This window comes from Gordonia liuliyuniae (genome assembly GCF_021738805.1).
GTDB classification, from domain to species: domain Bacteria; phylum Actinomycetota; class Actinomycetes; order Mycobacteriales; family Mycobacteriaceae; genus Gordonia; species Gordonia liuliyuniae.
Genome location: NZ_JAKKOR010000009.1, coordinates 378613 through 393496 on the forward strand (window position 1 = coordinate 378613; position 14884 = coordinate 393496).

General features: G+C 68.8%; 15 protein-coding genes. 4 read left to right on the forward strand and 11 right to left on the reverse strand.

Annotation, left to right across the window (positions count from 1 at the left end):
• Positions 1–3: 3 nt before the first annotated feature.
• The 4 genes from L5G33_RS13625 to L5G33_RS13640 are packed head-to-tail and all read right to left on the reverse strand — an operon-like array spanning position 4 to position 4086.
• Positions 4–927 carry an AAA family ATPase gene (locus tag L5G33_RS13625; protein WP_236998711.1) on the reverse strand — a complete coding sequence of 308 codons (924 nt, stop codon included), beginning with the start codon at positions 925–927 and terminating at the stop codon, positions 4–6.
• On the reverse strand, positions 924–2183 hold the full coding sequence (locus L5G33_RS13630; protein ID WP_236998712.1) for a glutamate-5-semialdehyde dehydrogenase: 1260 nt from the start codon (positions 2181–2183) through the stop codon (positions 924–926). Before L5G33_RS13630 ends, L5G33_RS13625 begins: the two co-directional genes overlap by 4 nt.
• Complete coding sequence (locus L5G33_RS13635; RefSeq protein WP_236998713.1) at positions 2180–3340, reverse strand: sensor histidine kinase; 1161 nt, start codon at positions 3338–3340, stop codon at positions 2180–2182. The genes L5G33_RS13630 and L5G33_RS13635 overlap by 4 nt, the downstream gene beginning before the upstream one ends.
• Positions 3337–4086: a response regulator gene (locus L5G33_RS13640; protein WP_236998714.1), complete on the reverse strand. Its 750-nt coding sequence runs from the start codon at positions 4084–4086 to the stop codon at positions 3337–3339. Before L5G33_RS13640 ends, L5G33_RS13635 begins: the two co-directional genes overlap by 4 nt.
• A 132-nt stretch (positions 4087–4218) precedes the next feature.
• Here L5G33_RS13640 and L5G33_RS13645 point away from each other — a divergent pair, with 132 nt between their 5' ends.
• The gene (locus L5G33_RS13645) at positions 4219–4848 is read left to right on the forward strand and encodes a DUF305 domain-containing protein (RefSeq protein ID WP_236998715.1); all 630 of its coding nucleotides are present in this window, start codon (positions 4219–4221) and stop codon (positions 4846–4848) included.
• 28 nt (positions 4849–4876) lie between these two features.
• On the opposite strand, the gene L5G33_RS13650 is transcribed toward L5G33_RS13645, so the two are convergent.
• From L5G33_RS13650 to L5G33_RS13660, 3 genes are read right to left on the reverse strand one after another with little or no spacing between them, the layout of a single operon-like run.
• The gene (locus tag L5G33_RS13650; protein WP_236998716.1) at positions 4877–5611 is read right to left on the reverse strand and encodes an HNH endonuclease family protein; all 735 of its coding nucleotides are present in this window, start codon (positions 5609–5611) and stop codon (positions 4877–4879) included.
• A 56-nt stretch (positions 5612–5667) separates the two neighbouring features.
• Positions 5668–7968 carry an ATP-dependent DNA helicase RecG gene (gene recG, locus L5G33_RS13655; protein WP_372476910.1) on the reverse strand — a complete coding sequence of 767 codons (2301 nt, stop codon included), beginning with the start codon at positions 7966–7968 and terminating at the stop codon, positions 5668–5670.
• Positions 7965–9608: a DAK2 domain-containing protein gene (locus tag L5G33_RS13660; RefSeq protein WP_236998717.1), complete on the reverse strand. Its 1644-nt coding sequence runs from the start codon at positions 9606–9608 to the stop codon at positions 7965–7967. Before L5G33_RS13660 ends, recG begins: the two co-directional genes overlap by 4 nt.
• Before the next feature lie 202 nt (positions 9609–9810).
• Here L5G33_RS13660 and rpmB point away from each other — a divergent pair, with 202 nt between their 5' ends.
• Entirely contained in the window at positions 9811–9999 is a 189-nt protein-coding gene (gene rpmB, locus L5G33_RS13665) for a 50S ribosomal protein L28 (RefSeq protein WP_236998718.1), read from the forward strand.
• A gap of 168 nt (positions 10000–10167) precedes the next feature.
• On the forward strand, positions 10168–10962 hold the full coding sequence (locus L5G33_RS13670; protein ID WP_236998719.1) for an enoyl-CoA hydratase/isomerase family protein: 795 nt from the start codon (positions 10168–10170) through the stop codon (positions 10960–10962).
• Positions 10963–10969: 7 nt separating this feature from the next.
• Here L5G33_RS13670 and L5G33_RS13675 read toward each other — a convergent pair whose 3' ends face one another.
• Genes L5G33_RS13675 through thiL form a run of 3 tightly spaced genes read right to left on the reverse strand, consistent with a single transcriptional unit; the run spans position 10970 to position 13169 of the window.
• Positions 10970–11647 (reverse strand): uracil-DNA glycosylase, encoded by a 678-nt coding sequence (locus tag L5G33_RS13675; RefSeq protein ID WP_236998720.1) that lies wholly within the window; start codon positions 11645–11647, stop codon positions 10970–10972.
• On the reverse strand, positions 11644–12168 hold the full coding sequence (locus L5G33_RS13680) for a gamma carbonic anhydrase family protein (protein ID WP_236998721.1): 525 nt from the start codon (positions 12166–12168) through the stop codon (positions 11644–11646). The genes L5G33_RS13675 and L5G33_RS13680 overlap by 4 nt, the downstream gene beginning before the upstream one ends.
• A gap of 32 nt (positions 12169–12200) precedes the next feature.
• Positions 12201–13169, reverse strand: coding sequence for a thiamine-phosphate kinase (gene thiL / locus L5G33_RS13685; RefSeq protein ID WP_236998722.1), 969 nt, complete (start codon positions 13167–13169; stop codon positions 12201–12203).
• A 57-nt stretch (positions 13170–13226) separates the two neighbouring features.
• Here thiL and L5G33_RS13690 point away from each other — a divergent pair, with 57 nt between their 5' ends.
• Positions 13227–13784 (forward strand): DUF3515 domain-containing protein, encoded by a 558-nt coding sequence (locus tag L5G33_RS13690; protein WP_236998723.1) that lies wholly within the window; start codon positions 13227–13229, stop codon positions 13782–13784.
• Positions 13785–13790: 6 nt separating this feature from the next.
• Here the strand turns inward: L5G33_RS13690 and L5G33_RS13695 are convergent, their stop codons facing one another.
• On the reverse strand, positions 13791–14801 hold the full coding sequence (locus tag L5G33_RS13695) for an NAD(P)H-dependent glycerol-3-phosphate dehydrogenase (RefSeq protein ID WP_236998724.1): 1011 nt from the start codon (positions 14799–14801) through the stop codon (positions 13791–13793).
• Positions 14802–14884: the final 83 nt, after the last annotated feature.

Sequence of the window (14884 nt, forward strand, 5' to 3'; positions counted from 1 at the left end):
GCCTCAGCCCAGCTTCAGTTCGCGGATCGCGGTGGTCACGTCGGGACGGTGCTTGAGGACGACGCCGAGGGTCTTGGCGATCAGCGATTCGTCGAGTCGTCCGCCCTTGATGGCCTCCAGGGCCGACTCTTCGCCTGCCGCGCCGCTCCCGGCGGTCATCGCGAGGAGCGTGTTGCCCCAGTCGATGGTCTCAGCGACGGACGGCTTCTTCTTGATGTCGAGTCCGCGCAGCACGCCGACGACGCGCACGAGTTCTTCGGCGACCTTCTGCGGCAGGTCCGGGACACGGGAGGCCAGGATCTCGCGTTCGAGGTTCGCGTCCGGGAAGTCGATGTACAGGTACAGGCAGCGCCGCTTCAACGCCTCCGACAGCTCACGGTTCGCATTCGAGGTGAGCAGCACGATGGGCCGACGTGCGGCCCTCACCGTCCCCATCTCCGGGATGGTGATCGCGAAATCGCTGAGCACCTCCAGGAGCAGCCCTTCGATGTCGACGTCGGCCTTGTCGATCTCGTCGATCAGCAGCACGGTCGGCTCGGTGCGCGAGATCGCCGTCAGCAGTGGCCGCGCGAGGAGGAACTCTTCGGAGAAGATGTCGTTCTTGGTCGCGTCCCAGTCCCGGTTGTCCGTGGCTTGAATCGCCAGGATCTGCTTCGCGTGGTTCCACTCGTAGAGGGCGCGCGCCTCGTCGATGCCCTCGTAGCACTGCAACCGGATCAGCTCGGCTCCGGTCGCCTGCGCGATGGCGCGAGCGAGCTCGGTCTTGCCGACCCCCGCAGGGCCTTCGACGAGGAGCGGCTTGCCGAGTCGGTCGGCGAGGAACGTCGTGGTCGACGTCGGACCGTCGGCGAGATACCCGGTCTCGGCGAGACGCGCGGTGACGTCGGCTGCGCCGGTGAACGCGGGAACTATGTCGCCGCCGCTCATGCGGGACGCACCTGTCCGTCGCCCCACACAAGCCATTTCGTGGAGGTCAACTCGGTCAGGCCCATCGGCCCGCGGGCGTGTAGCTTCTGCGTCGAGATGCCGATCTCGGCGCCGAAACCGAACTGCTCACCGTCGGTGAAAGCCGTCGACGCGTTCACCATGACGGCGGCGGCGTCGACGCGCGCAGTGAACTCTTGCGCCGCTTGCAGCGACCTGGTGATGATCGCCTCGGTGTGACCGGTGCCGTAGGTGTCGATGTGGTCGATCGCCTCGTCGAGTCCGTCGACGACCTTCACTGCGATGTCGAGGGACAGGTATTCGCGGTGCCAGTCCTCTTCGGTGGCGGGCTCCATGCCCGGTTCGTCGCCGTGGATGACGACGCCCTGCGCTTGCAGCGCCGACGTCAACGGCGCGAGCGCGTCGGCGGCGATCGCCTTGTCGACGAGCACCGACTCAACGGTGTTGCACACGCTGGGTCGGCGGGTCTTCGCGTTGAGGACGATGCGGGTGGCGATATCGATGTCGGCGTCGGCGTGCACGTAGACGTGGCAGTTGCCGGTGCCGGTCTCGATGGTCGGGACGGTGGCGTCGCGGACGACCGCCGAGATCAGGCCGGCTCCGCCTCGCGGGATCACCACGTCGACCAGCCCCCGGGCCTGAATGAGCGCAGTGACGCTGTCGCGGCTCTCGCTGGGCAGCAGCGCGACGGCGTCCGCGCTGACCGCGTTGTCGGACAGCACTCCGCGCAGAACGTCGACGAGTGCCGCGTTCGAGCTGGCCGCCGACGATGACCCGCGGAGCAGCACGGCGTTGCCCGACTTGAACGCGATGCCGAACCCATCGACGGTCACGTTGGGACGCGCCTCGTAGACGAAGCCGACGACGCCCAACGGCACCCGGATCTGGCGGAGGTCGAGACCGTTCGGGAGCGTCTTGCCCGATACGACCTGCCCGACCGGATCGGGCAGCGCGGCCACCTGGCGGAGCCCGCCGGTGATGCCCCCGATGCGTTCGGGGGTGAGCCGGAGGCGATCGATCAGCGCGGCCTCGGTCCCCGCCGCCTCCGCACGGTCGACGTCCTCGGCGTTGGCGGCGAGGATCACGTCCGCGGCCGCATCGATGGCGGCCGCGGCGGCCAGGAGAACAGCGTCCTTCTGCGCGGTGGTCAGCGTGGCGAGGCCTCGCGAAGCCTTCTGCGCTGCGGCCGCGAGTCCGGTGACGACGGCGACGACGTCGGTGTCGGTGGGTGCACTCATGAGTCCAGGTTAGCGGGGCGGTCCGACGGTTCGGCGCTGGCCGGTCCCGCGGCGGGGAGCGTCACCGTGAACACCGCGCCGGCGCCAGGTCCGGCGCTGGAGGCCGTCACCGATCCGCCGTGTGCCTCGACGAGGACACGGACGATGGTCAGGCCGATCCCGCTGCCGCCGTCGCGCCTCGTGCGGGCGTCGTCGGCGCGGTAGAACCGGTCGAAGACGTGCGAGAGGTGCTCGGCTGCTATCCCGCAGCCGGTGTCGGCGACGGTGAAGACGACGTCGGGTCCGCGGTGAGTCGTGGTGACGGTGACGGTGCCGCCGGGCGGCGTGTGCCTGCGGGCGTTGTCGAACAGGTTTCCGAGGACCTGCCCCACCCGTGCGGGGTCGACGGTCAGCGGGATGTCGTCTCCGGTCGCGGCGAGCGCGACCCCCGCGGCATCGTACGAGGGAGTTGCGACGGCCACCGCCGCGTCCACGAGGCATCGGGCACCCGTCGGTTCGGGCCGGATCCGGTCGATTCCCTCCTGGACGATCCCCTCCTGGACGCGGGACACCGCGCTCAAATCCTCGGCGAGACGGCGCAGACGCTGCGTGCCCGTCCGGAGGACGCCGATCGTGTCCGCGTCGGCGGCACGGACACCGTCCTCGACGGCCTCCAAGTGCGATTCGATGGTCGCGATCGGGGTCCGCATCTCATGTCCGAGGTCGGCGACCATCCGGCGCCGCGTCGTCTCGGTCTCGTTGAGGCGTCGTGCGAGTTCGTTGACAGCGTCGGCGAGCTCGGCGAACTCCCGTCCGAGTCCGGACGCGTCGACGCGCGTCTCGTAGCGGCCTGCGGCGATCCGACCCGTCGACGTCGACAACTCGCCGACCGCGCGCTCCACGCGACGGGCCACCCACCAGCTGAGGACGATCGCCACCACGACGGCGGCTGCCGCTGCGGGCGCCCACGCACGCAGGAGCGTGCCGCGAAAAGCCATCTCGATGTGGTCGGTCAGTCCGTCATCACCCGAGATGCCCGCCTGATGGAGGTGCTCGTGGAACATGCCCGGCGCGATGACGACCGCGACCAGGGTCGCGGTCACCAGGCAGACGAGCACGACGAGAGTCGTCCCGAGGAACAGCCTGGTGCCGAATCTCGCCCGCTGCGGGCTGGTCATCGGCCTGCGCCCATCCGGTAGCCGACTCCGCGAACGGTCGTCACATACTGTCCGCGTGCCGCGTCGTCGCCGAGTTTGCGACGCAGATGCCCGATGTGGACGTCGACGAGGTGGTCGGCTCCGTCCCACCCAGTCCGCCAGACCGCGTCGATGAGCGCACTGCGTGTGACGACCACGCCGGGATCAGCGGACAGGACGGCGAGGACGTCGAACTCCGTCCGGGTCAGGTGGATCGGCGAACCGGCCAGCGTCACCACGCGTGCGGCGACGTCGATCGTGAGGTCACCGAACACCCGTGTCTCGCGGTCTGTCCGGACCGTCCGGGGCCCGCCTAGACCTGCGCGGGGACGACGTATCCGCGCCTGGACGCGGGCAGACAATTCGCGCGGGCTGAACGGTTTCGTCAGGTAGTCGTCGGCGCCGACCGACAGTCCGATGAGGGTGTCGACTTCGTCGGCACGCGCGGTCAACATCACCACGTACGCGTCGGAGAACTCGCGCAGCCGCCTGCACACTTCGACGCCGTCGAGCCCGGGCAGACCGAGGTCGAGCACCATCAGGTCGGGATCGACGCTGCGCGCGAGGTCGACGGCCTGCACGCCGTCGCCGGTCACCGCGACCTCGAAGCCGTCGCGTTCCAGGTATGACGCGACGAGTCGCGCGAGGTCGGGCTCGTCGTCGACGACCATCGCCCGTAAGTCTCGCGCGGGTCCGGCTGCACGATCCGCGGCGTCGGTGTAGTTCATGACATCCATCATGACGGTCGGCCGCCTTGAGGAGATCTTGAGGAGACGTCGCACCGAATCCGTCAGTTCCTCGGGAAGACTCGGTGAGGAACCGATGCCGCTAGAGAAGAGGTCCGCCTGATGGATGCCGCGATGAAGAAGCCCCAGCCGATGACCGGCCGCACGATCGTCTGCGGCGTGGCGGTGGCCGCGGCCGTCGCCGTCCTCGGAGCTTGCTCCGACTCGGACGATGCGGCGAACAACGGTCACGAGGGCCACGGGTCGATGACGTCGATGTCGATGCCCGCGTCCTCCGGAGAGCAGGCGCAGGGCACGCATAACGATGCCGACGTGATGTTCGCGCAGATGATGATCCCCCACCATCTGCAGGCGGTGCAGATGAGCGACATCCTTCTCGCCAAGGACGGGGTACCCGACGACGTCCGGGAGCTCGCCGAGTCGATCAAGTCCGCGCAGGCGCCCGAAGTCCAGCAGCTCACCGGCTGGCTCGGCGACTGGGGCGCCCCGGCCGACACCGACATGAGCGGACACCACATGGACGGAATGGTGTCCGACGCCGACCTCGCTGAGCTCAACTCAGCCCCCGGCGAGGACGCCGCCCGCCTGTATCTGCAGCGGATGATCGGGCACCACGAGGGCGCAGTGACGATGGCTCAGACCGAGATCGACGACGGGCAGAATCCGGAAGCCGTCGCGATGGCCCGCAGTATCGTCGACACCCAGAAGACCGAGATCGACGAGATGAAGAAGATGCTCGGCTAGCGGCGCTCGGCGCTAACGTCTGCGCGCGTCAACACAGTTCAAAGGCGGCGCCGAGGACCGTGCGCGACGGCTCGTCCACCGGCAGGCCGTACTCGCCCAGCACCGTGACGAACTGCACCGCGTACTGGCAGCGGAAGCCGTCGAGCGGCGGCATCCACACGGCCGGCTCGGCGTCCGACTTGGCCTGATTACTGCCCCCGTCGACGGCGACGAGATTCGCCGGATCGTTCGCGAATGCGGTGCGGCGCTCGCGCGGCCAGTCCTTGGCGCCCATGTCCCACGCGTACGCGAGCGGAACGACATGGTCGATCTGCACCGCGGCCGACGAACGTCCCCGCTCGAAGACGACCGACCGACCCGTGTACGGACTCGTCAACACGCCCGACGACACCGCGCGTGGACACGAATCGATCGACACCCGTCCGGACACCGCCAGGTCGCGAGCCAAGATGTCGTTGCGGGTGTCACAGCCGTTGCCCGCGCCCGGTGCAGCAGAGGCGTCGGTCCACGCCGTTCCGAACGCGCCGCGGTCGTAGGCAGAGTCGTGCGGCGGCCTGGCCGGGACCACGGTCAGAGCCGCGAACACCGTCGACGCCTGCGAGACACGGGCGACGGGCACGCGCGGGCCGTCGCCGCGCGGCGGACCGACTCCCACCGCGACGAGGACCGCCAGCAGGGCGAACACCGCCAACCCGCCCCACTGTCCGACCGTCAACCGGGTCGCGCCGCCGCGTCGGCGTGCCCGCCAGTCCCTCCACCGCATCGCTTCCTCCCCTTAGAGTCAGACGCGCGAGGCGGGCGTGCGGTTCCCGAGACCGGCTACGACTTCTCGAGATACTCCGCACGGGACGGCAGGAGCACGGCGCGGACCAGGTCGGCCAGGGCCGGATGGTCGGTGAGGTCACGGTCGCCGTCGACGATCGATTCGGACAGGTCGCGAGCGTCGGCGATCACGTCGACGTCGTCGATGAGCGAGAGGAAGCTGAGCGACGACTTACCGCCCGACTGGAGCGCACCGAGGATGTCGCCTTCACGACGTTGCTGTAGGTCGACCATCGCCAACTCGAACCCGTCGTTCGACGCTTCGACGGCCTTCAGCCGTTCCATCGACGCCGACAGGTCGTGCGCCGCCGTCATCAGCAGGCACAGCCCGGCATGTCGGCCGCGGCCGACGCGGCCGCGCAACTGGTGCAGTTGACTGACCCCGAAGCGTTCGGCGTTGACGATCGCCATGGTCGTCGCGTTCGGCACGTCGACGCCGACTTCGATGACGGTGGTGGCCACGAGCACGTCCACGTCGCCGCGGGTGAACGCGTCCATCACGTCGTTCTTGTCGTCCGGGTGCATCCGGCCGTGCAGCACCGCGATCCGACGTGCGGCGAGCGGACCGGTCTCCAGCATCTGTGCCTGTTGGAGGACGGAGACGGTGTCGTCCTCCTTCTCCTCGGCCTTCGTCCGCGTGCTCTTCCCAGTGGCCTTCTTCCCCGGGGTTTTCTTGTTCGACTCCTCGTCGCCGATCCGGGTGCACACCACGTACACCTGTCGGCCGGCGTCGATCTCCTCGTTCGCTCGCTCCCAGACCCGGTCGACCCAGGCAGGCTTGCTCATCGGGACGACGGTCGTCTTGATCGGCTGCCGCCCGCGCGGAAGTTCGGTCATCACGGATGTGTCGAGGTCGCCGAACGTCGTCATCGCCACGGTTCGCGGGATCGGCGTCGCCGTCATGACGAGGAAGTGGGGGCGCCGGTCCTCTCGTCCTTTGCCGCGCAGCACGTCACGCTGCTCGACGCCGAAGCGATGCTGTTCGTCGACGACCACCATGCCGAGGTCGAAGAACTCGACGTTCCCCTGCAGGAGTGCATGAGTACCGATCACGATGCCGGAGTCGCCGGTCACCGCGTCCAGGAGCGTCTGCCGTTTCGCGGCGGTCCCGAGCGACCCGGTGAGCAGGCCGACGCGGGTCGCCCCGTCGGCACCACCGAGTTCACCGCCGCGCGCGAGGTCGCCGAGCATCGTCATGACTGTCCGATAGTGCTGGGCGGCAAGGACTTCGGTTGGCGCGAGTATCGCGCACTGGTGTCCGTTGTCGACGACGCGGAGCATCGCCAGCAGCGAGACGAGGGTCTTGCCGGAACCCACCTCGCCCTGCAGGAGACGGTTCATCGGGTGATCGACGGCGAGGTCGTCGCCGATCTCGGACAGCACCGTCTTCTGGCCGCCGGTCAGCTCGAACGGGAGTCGTTCGGCGAGTTGGTCTTCGAGCCCGCCCGGCACGTGCGGACAACCGATCGCCACCTCGGCGCCGAGGTCGGCGCGACGCTGCGCAAGAGCGGTCTGCACCGCGAGCGCCTCATCGAACTTGAGTCGGTCCCTGGCCTGCTCCACCTGGTCCATCGTGTCGGGCAGATGGATGTGCCGGATCGCTTCATCGCTGGTGATGAATCCACGCGCGCTTCGCTGCTCGCCGGTCAACGGATCGGCGGCGGGCACGGTGTCGGCGACGACCTGCCGAACGGCGCGCCATATCTCCCACGTCTGGACGTCGCGGGTGGCGGGGTACATCGGGATGATCGCGCGGCTGAAGTGTTCGACGTCGTCGGCGGTGCCAGTCAACGCCTCCGGACCATCAGCACCGTCGTCGGCGGGACCGCCGCGCTCGTCGGCGAGAAGCTCGGCCATCATCGACGTGCCGTGCACGTCCATCCCGTCGTCGGGCAGCACCAGCCAGTCCGGGTGCGACAGCTGGATCTGGTTGTTGAAGTATTTGACCTTGCCCGCGAGAGCCACCCGCACCCCGGACACCAGTACCCGTTGGATGTACTTCGCGTTGAAGAAGCTCGCCTCGTAGCGGTTCTGACCATCGTTGACGACGATCTTGAGGAACTTGCCGTACCGCCGCTTCATCGCGATCATCTGCGACTTCTCGACGCGCCCGATGACGGTGATCCACTCATCGGGCTCCGGGCGTTCAGTCGCCGACACTTGGCCTCGCCGGATGTAGCGGCGCGGGACGTACCGGAGAAGCTCGCCGACGGTCGTCAGCTCGAGCCCAGCGAGTTTCGTGATGAGTTTCGGATCGATCGACGAGTCGGTGAGCGGCGACGCTGTCGTCAGCATCATTCGACCCCCACTTGCAGCAGATGGGAGGTCTGGCCCGCCTCGTGCACCTCCAACTCGATGCCCTGATAGTGGGCGCGGACGTGCTCAACGATCGCCGTCCGCGCCTCGTCGGCGAGATCGGAGCCCGCGAGGACGGTGACCATCTCGCCACCGGTCGAGAGCATGAGGTCCAGCAGCGCGGTCGCCGCCTGCGACTGCTCCTTCGCGATGACGAGGACGTCGGAACCGATGAGTCCGAGCGTGTCGCCGATCTCGGCGGTGCCCGCAAGGGTCATGATCTTCGATGTCGACCGGACGAGCGAACCCCACCGGGTGGCCGCGGCGGCTTCGGCCATCGCGAACGCGTCGACGTCGGGTTCTCCGCCGGGATCGTGGACGGCGAGCGCCGACAGGCACTGCACCATCGACATCGTCGGCAGGAACACCACCGACCGCTGCGTCGACCGGGCGTGCGCGCCGACGGCGACGAGGTCCTGCGACGACATCATCCCGTTGCCCATGACGACGACGTGCGCACTGTCGGTCGCTCGGATCGCTTCACCGAGCGTCGACGGGTGGACACCGTGGTCGGCGCGCACGACGGATGCGCCCGCCGCGGTGAACAGCTCTTCCGCACCGTCGCCCCGCACGAGGACCACGACGGCTCGTTTGAACCGGGGCGGCGGCTCGTTCGCGCCGGGCGCAGCGCGGTAGGCGTCGAGCATGAAACAGCTGATCCGGATGTCCCGGACCGCGCCGAGCGCGAGGCCCGCTTCTACTGCGGCTCCTGGCTCGTCAGTGTGGACGTGGACGGAGAACTGCTCGGACCCCGCCGAACTGTCGCCGACGATGACGACGGAGTCCCCCAGCTCGCCGAGACGGTCGCGCAATCCGGCGATCAGTGCGGCGTCCGCCCCGTCGAGGAGGTACATCACCTCGAAAGCGGTGTCGCCGTCGGCCGAACACTCGCCGATCTGCAGTCCGCCCGGACCGCTCAGCGAACCGCGGTAGACGCGGCGCTTGTTGGCGACGCCGGTGACGACCGACACGAGCGCGTCGGCGAGCACCAGGAAGCCGCGGGCGCCCGCATCGACGACCCCGGCCTTCGTCAGTTCAGGCAACTGATCGGTCGTGAGATCGAGCGCTTCGGCCGAGTTCTCGGCGACCGCGCGCACGAGGTCGGCCGGCGGGCGCGCCGCGCTCTCCGACGCCGTCTGTGCGGCCACGGTGAGTAGTGTCAGGACGGTGCCCTCTTTGGGTTCGGCGACCGCGCGTCGAGCCGACAACGCGGCGAGCCGGAGTCCGTTGATGCACAGCCGGTTGAAGCCGAGATCGTTCTCGGCGACGGCGAGGTCTGCGGCGTCGGCGAGCCCGACGAACAGCTGGGCGAGGATGATCCCGGAATTGCCTCGAGCGCTCATGACCGCGGCGTCGGCGAGCGCGCGGGTGACCGTCTGCAGATCGGCGTCCGCCGCGACGGCGTCGAGCGCGCCGACCGCTCCGGCCATGGTATTCGCCATGTTGCTGCCGGTGTCGGAGTCGGGGATCGGGAAAACGTTCAGATCGTTGATCTCGCCGCGTGAGGCCGCGAGACCGTCCGCGCATGCGAGCGCCCAGTCGCGGATGAACTGCGGATTGACCGCGGTACCGCCGTAGGCCATTAGTCCACCCCCGAAACGTAGAGTCGTGTCCGAGGTTACCGGTGCCGTCGGACACCGATACAGCTCACTCGACCTGACGGCCAGGATTTGGCGCGGGCCCGATCGCGGGTTACTCTTGTCGGGTTGCCTATTGCGGCTGCGTGATAGCTCACGCGCCGTGTGGGCGAAGAGACCAGACCATTTTCTACCAAGGGAGTTCGCTATGGCTGCCGTTTGTGACGTTTGCGGCAAGGGCCCCGGATTCGGTAAGTCGGTCTCGCACTCGCACCGGCGCACCAACCGCCGCTGGAACCCGAACATCCAGTCTGTGCGTGTCGAGGTCGCCCCGGGCAACAAGAAGCGCAAGAACGTGTGCACCTCCTGCTTGAAGGCGGGCAAGGCCTCCGTCTGAGGATCACTGCGCTACCCAGCTTTCCACGACCGCCGTCCGGTTCACCGGGCGGCGATCGTTGTGTTCGCAACCCTCACGCAGACCGCCATACGCTGATCGATCCCGATCCGCTGATCGAGCGAGTGGACCAGAATCGGCTGCCGAACGCTCGCTCGGTAAGGTCTTCTCATGACTTCCTCCCCCAGTGACGTGATCACCCTCGACGACGGTGTGCTGACGCTCCCGCTCGCCACCACCGACAACGGGACGGCACTCGACCATGACCTGGTGCTCGCCGGTGCCGCCGAACTCGACCGGGTGACGCGCGGCCAGGTCGACGCGGGCGCGATCCTGCTCGCATCGACCGGCAAGAACTTCTGTGCGGGCGGGAACGTCGGCGCGTTCGCCGCGGCGGACGACCGCGCCGAATACCTCCGCGGCCTCGCCGACGACCTTCACCACATGATCGGCAGGCTGTACGAGACGGGCCTACCCGTCGTGGCCGCCGTCAACGGGTGGGCCGCAGGCGCAGGGATGAGCATGGTGCTGCACGCCGACATCGCGATCGGCGGCACCACGACCAAGCTTCGGCCCGCATATCCGGGCATCGGCCTATCCCCCGACGGCGGCATGTCGTGGACGCTCCCGCGCGCCGTCGGCCCGGCCCGCGCGCGGCACATCATCATGACCGACCAGATCATCGACGCCCAGCGCGCGCTCGACTTGGGCCTGCTGGCCGAGGTCGTCGCCGACGACGCCGTCACTGACACCGCACGCGCGACCGCCGTTCAGCTCGCCGCCGGGCCGCGCGGATCGATGACCGCGATCCGCCGTCTGGTCCACGACTCCGCAGGCCGGACGCTCACCGATCACGTCAACGCAGAAGCGCAGTCAATTTCGCGCCTGTCGTCGACGCCCGAGGGCATCGAGGGCGTCGACGCGTTCATCGCGAAGCGCGCACCCGACTTCGGGTCGGTGCGCTAGCGCCGGTTCACGGCAGCACCCAGTCGACCGGATCTCCGCCGAGGTCGAGCAGTTCCTCGTTCGCACGGCTGAACGGCTTCGATCCGAAGAAGCCGCGCGACGCGGACAGCGGCGACGGGTGCGCCGACTCGATGGTCGGCACGTCGGGCATCCACGCAGTGAGCTTGCGCGCATCGTTGCCCCACAGAATCGCGACGAGCGGCTCGTCGCGGGCGGCGAGTGCCTTGATCGCGCACTCGGTGACGATCTCCCAGCCTCGGTTGCGGTGCGATGCGGGCTCACCCGGCATCACCGTGAGGACCCGGTTCAACAGGAGGACGCCCTGCTGCGCCCACGGGGTGAGGTCGCCGGTCGACGGTCGAGGGTGACCGAGATCGTCGCAGTACTCGGTGTAGATGTTTTGCAGCGAGCGCGGCACCGGTCGCACGTCAGGCGCCACGGAGAAGCTCAGGCCGACGGCGTGTCCCGGCGTGGGATACGGGTCCTGTCCGACGATGAGCACCCGGACCTCGTCGAACGGCTGGGTGAACGCCCGCAACACGTTCGCGCCCGCGGGCAGGTACCGGCGGCCCGCCTCGTTCTCGGCGCGCAGGAACTCGCCCATCGCGGTGATCTGCTCGGCGACCGGCGTCAACGCCTGCGCCCAGCCGGGATCGAGCAGTTCAGCGAGCGGCTTGGGGCTCATCCGTCGATCCGGCGCAGGTTGGCCCGGTAGAACTGGGCGTTCTGGTAGTACAGTTCGGTGTTCGCCGCCAGATGTCCCTCCGGAACGACGTGGCCTTCGCGAACCTTCGCGGGCACGCCGAGCGCCATCGACCGCTCGGGCACCGTCGCGCCGTACGCGAGGACTGCGCCGGCGCCGATGATCGAACCCGCACCCACCGTCGACCCGTTCAACACCACCGATCCGGAGGCGATCAGGCATCCGTCGCCGATCTCGGCGCCCTCGATGTGCGCGTTGTGGCCGACGACACACCCCTCGCCGATCACGGTCGGCTCGGTGAACGTGCAATGCACGACCGTGCCGTCCTGGATGTTGGTGCGCGCACCGACGGTGATGGTTCCGTAGTCGCCTCGCAGGACCGCGCCCGGCCACACCGAGACTCCGTCGCCCAAAGTGACGGCGCCGATCACCGTCGCGTCGGGATGGATGAACACGTCTTCACCGAGGGTCGGCTCACGATCGCCGAGCGCATAGACAGCCATGAGTGCATCTAATCACTGGCACGCCACGTCGATCACGTCTGGGTGAATGACTGCCAACCGCGGATCGATCCGACGGGCTCTCCGTCGACGAACGCACCGCTACCGGCCGACACGACCCCGATGGGCGTCCAGTCCGCGGGCACCGTACCCGAAGCGAACGCCGCCAGCAGGACGTGGTCCTCGCCGCCGCCGAGCGCCCAGCGCACCGGGTCGACCGCGAGATCCTCGCCGACCGCGTCGAGACCGGCGACGCGGGGCACCAGCGCCGACTCGACGTCCAGCCGCACGTTCGACGACGCGGCCAACGTCACCAGTTCTTCGACGAGGCCGTCGGACACGTCGGTCATCGCCGTCGCGCGTGCGGCCGCGGCACGAGGCCCGGCGCCCAGATCCGGTTGGGGCAGACGGTAGGCGGCCAATGCCACCGGATGTCGGTCGACGAGTGCGGGATCCGCCCCGTGCTCGACGGCCGAAAGCACCGCGAGTCCGCCAGCCGCACCGCCGAGCGGTCCGCTGACGGCCAAGACCTCGCCTGAGCGGGCACCGGACAGCGTGACCGGTGCGACGTCGTCGAGCACCCCGATCGACGTGACGGTGATGACGACGGTAGGCGCCGACACGAGGTCGCCGCCGAGGACACGTGCACGGTAGGCGTGCGTCTGGTCGACGATGCCGGAGTTGACGGCGAGCAGACGGTCGACGGACGTCTCCGGCGGACAGCCGAGTGAGACGGTCACCCCGGTGAGGCGACCGCCCATCGCCGCGATGTCGGCGGCACTCTGCACCACCGCGCGGGCACCGATCTGTTCCGGCGACGACCAGTCGAACCGGAAGTGCCGTCCCGCGACTGCGGTGTCCGTGCTAACCACCACCGGCCCCTGCGCGGTGAACACCGCGGCGTCGTCGCCCGAACCGATCACGACATCGTCGTCGGTCGATGCCGCCGCCTCGGTGAACATCGCGATCAATCGCCGTTCGCCGACCTCACTGACTGTCTGCACCAGCCCGATCCTACTGGCGAGCGGGGTCACACAGCGGCGCTGGCTATCCTGGCACCCATGGCCGACACACCAGAAGCCGAGACCCCGGACGAGGGTCAGCGCTCACCGCTGAGCCCCGCGCTCATCGCGACCCTGGTCGCCGTTCCCGTTGTGGTGATCGGCGTGTTCATCGCCTTCGCGGCCTTCAAGTTCTCAACTCGGCCCGACTCCGGCCCGATCCCCGTCGACGAGTATTCGACGGCGCAGGGCGAGGACGCACAGAAGTGTCCTGCGTTCCTCGACGCGCTGCCCGAGACCCTCGGCGACTACGGCGGGAAGTCCGTCGACGGCACCACTGTCCGCTGGAGTATGGACGGCTCCGACCCGATCGTCGTCCGCTGCGGTGTGGCACGCCCGGAGGGACTGGCCCCCACCAGCGGACTGCAGGTCATCGACGCGATCCAGTGGTTTATGACCGACACCGTCGACGGGCGGGGGCAAGCGTACGTCAGCGTCGACCACCGCCCGTACGTCGCGATGTGGCTGCCCTCCGGGTCGGGAAACGCTCCGATCACCGATGTCTCGACGCTGATCGCCCAGAAGCTGACCCGCGCGCCGCTCGACTTCGGGAAGTAGGCGAGGCTAGACGGGGCCGTACACCTCAGGTTTGGTGGACCGCCCCAATAGGTTGGTCACCATGTCCTGCACGGTCATCCCCTCGTGGCAGAGCAGGTAGACCGCTTCGGTGAGCGGCATCTCCACACCGTGGGTCTGCGCGAGTGCCCGCACCGACCGGCACGACTTCACCCCCTCGGCCACCTGGCCGTTGGTCGCCGCCTGCGCTTGGTCGAGGTTCGCGCCCTCACCGAGCCGCGCGCCGAATGTGCGGTTGCGCGACAGCGGCGACGAGCAGGTCGCGACGAGGTCGCCGACTCCCGCGAGACCGGCGAGCGTCGTGATGTCGGCGCCAAGCGCGACACCGAGCCGGATAGTCTCGGCGAGTCCGCGCGTGATGATCGTCGCCAACGTGTTCTCGCCGTATCCGAGGCCCGACGCGACACCGCACGCGAGCGCGATAACGTTCTTGGCCGCGCCGCCGATCTCGCATCCGACGACGTCGGTGTTGGTGTACGGCCGAAAGTAGCCGGTCGCGAACGCCGCCTGCACCCGCTTGGCCTGGTCTTCGTCGGCGCACGCGATGACGGTCGCCGCGGGCTGCCCCTGCGCGACTTCCCGCGCCAGGTTCGGGCCAGAGAGGACGGCGATCTGCTCGGCCGGGAACTCGGTCACCTCGGCGATCACCTCGCTCATCCGTTTGCCGCTGCTGACTTCGACGCCTTTGGCCAGCGACAGCAGGATCGCGTCGGGCGGCAAGTCGTCGAGCCACTGGGACAGGTTGTCCCGCAACGACTGCGACGGAACGGCGCACACGACGAGTTCGCGCCCCGCGAGTGCTTCCTTCGGTGAACTGACTGCCCGCAACGACTGCGGCAGTTCGATGCCCGGCAGATAGTCGCCGTTCACGTGGCCGGTGTTGATCTGCTCGGCCAGCTCGGGTCGGCGAGCCCACATCACGACGTCGTTCCCGGCGTCCGCCAACACCTTCGCCACCGCGGTCCCCCACGAGCCGGATCCCATCACCACTGCACGCACACGCAACTCCTCCACCGGTCCACACGAGAGTGCGTCCAGCGTAAGCCATGCCGCCGTACTCGTGCCCGGTTCGCGTCGACCCG

Bases quoted from the DNA above. Each gene is read 5' to 3' on its own strand.
- rpmB (WP_236998718.1), top strand. From the start codon at position 9,811: ATGGCTGCCGTTTGTGACGTTTGCGGCAAGGGCCCCGGATTCGGTAAG.
- L5G33_RS13625 (WP_236998711.1), bottom strand. From the start codon at position 927: ATGAGCGGCGGCGACATAGTTCCCGCGTTCACCGGCGCAGCCGACGTC.
- L5G33_RS13670 (WP_236998719.1), top strand. From the start codon at position 10,168: ATGACTTCCTCCCCCAGTGACGTGATCACCCTCGACGACGGTGTGCTG.
- L5G33_RS13640 (WP_236998714.1), bottom strand. From the start codon at position 4,086: ATGAACTACACCGACGCCGCGGATCGTGCAGCCGGACCCGCGCGAGAC.
- L5G33_RS13645 (WP_236998715.1), top strand. From the start codon at position 4,219: ATGAAGAAGCCCCAGCCGATGACCGGCCGCACGATCGTCTGCGGCGTG.
- L5G33_RS13635 (WP_236998713.1), bottom strand. From the start codon at position 3,340: ATGACCAGCCCGCAGCGGGCGAGATTCGGCACCAGGCTGTTCCTCGGG.
- L5G33_RS13690 (WP_236998723.1), top strand. From the start codon at position 13,227: ATGGCCGACACACCAGAAGCCGAGACCCCGGACGAGGGTCAGCGCTCA.
- L5G33_RS13630 (WP_236998712.1), bottom strand. From the start codon at position 2,183: ATGAGTGCACCCACCGACACCGACGTCGTCGCCGTCGTCACCGGACTC.
- recG (WP_372476910.1), bottom strand. From the start codon at position 7,968: ATGATGCTGACGACAGCGTCGCCGCTCACCGACTCGTCGATCGATCCG.
- L5G33_RS13650 (WP_236998716.1), bottom strand. From the start codon at position 5,611: ATGCGGTGGAGGGACTGGCGGGCACGCCGACGCGGCGGCGCGACCCGG.
- L5G33_RS13680 (WP_236998721.1), bottom strand. From the start codon at position 12,168: ATGGCTGTCTATGCGCTCGGCGATCGTGAGCCGACCCTCGGTGAAGAC.
- L5G33_RS13660 (WP_236998717.1), bottom strand. From the start codon at position 9,608: ATGGCCTACGGCGGTACCGCGGTCAATCCGCAGTTCATCCGCGACTGG.
- L5G33_RS13675 (WP_236998720.1), bottom strand. From the start codon at position 11,647: ATGAGCCCCAAGCCGCTCGCTGAACTGCTCGATCCCGGCTGGGCGCAG.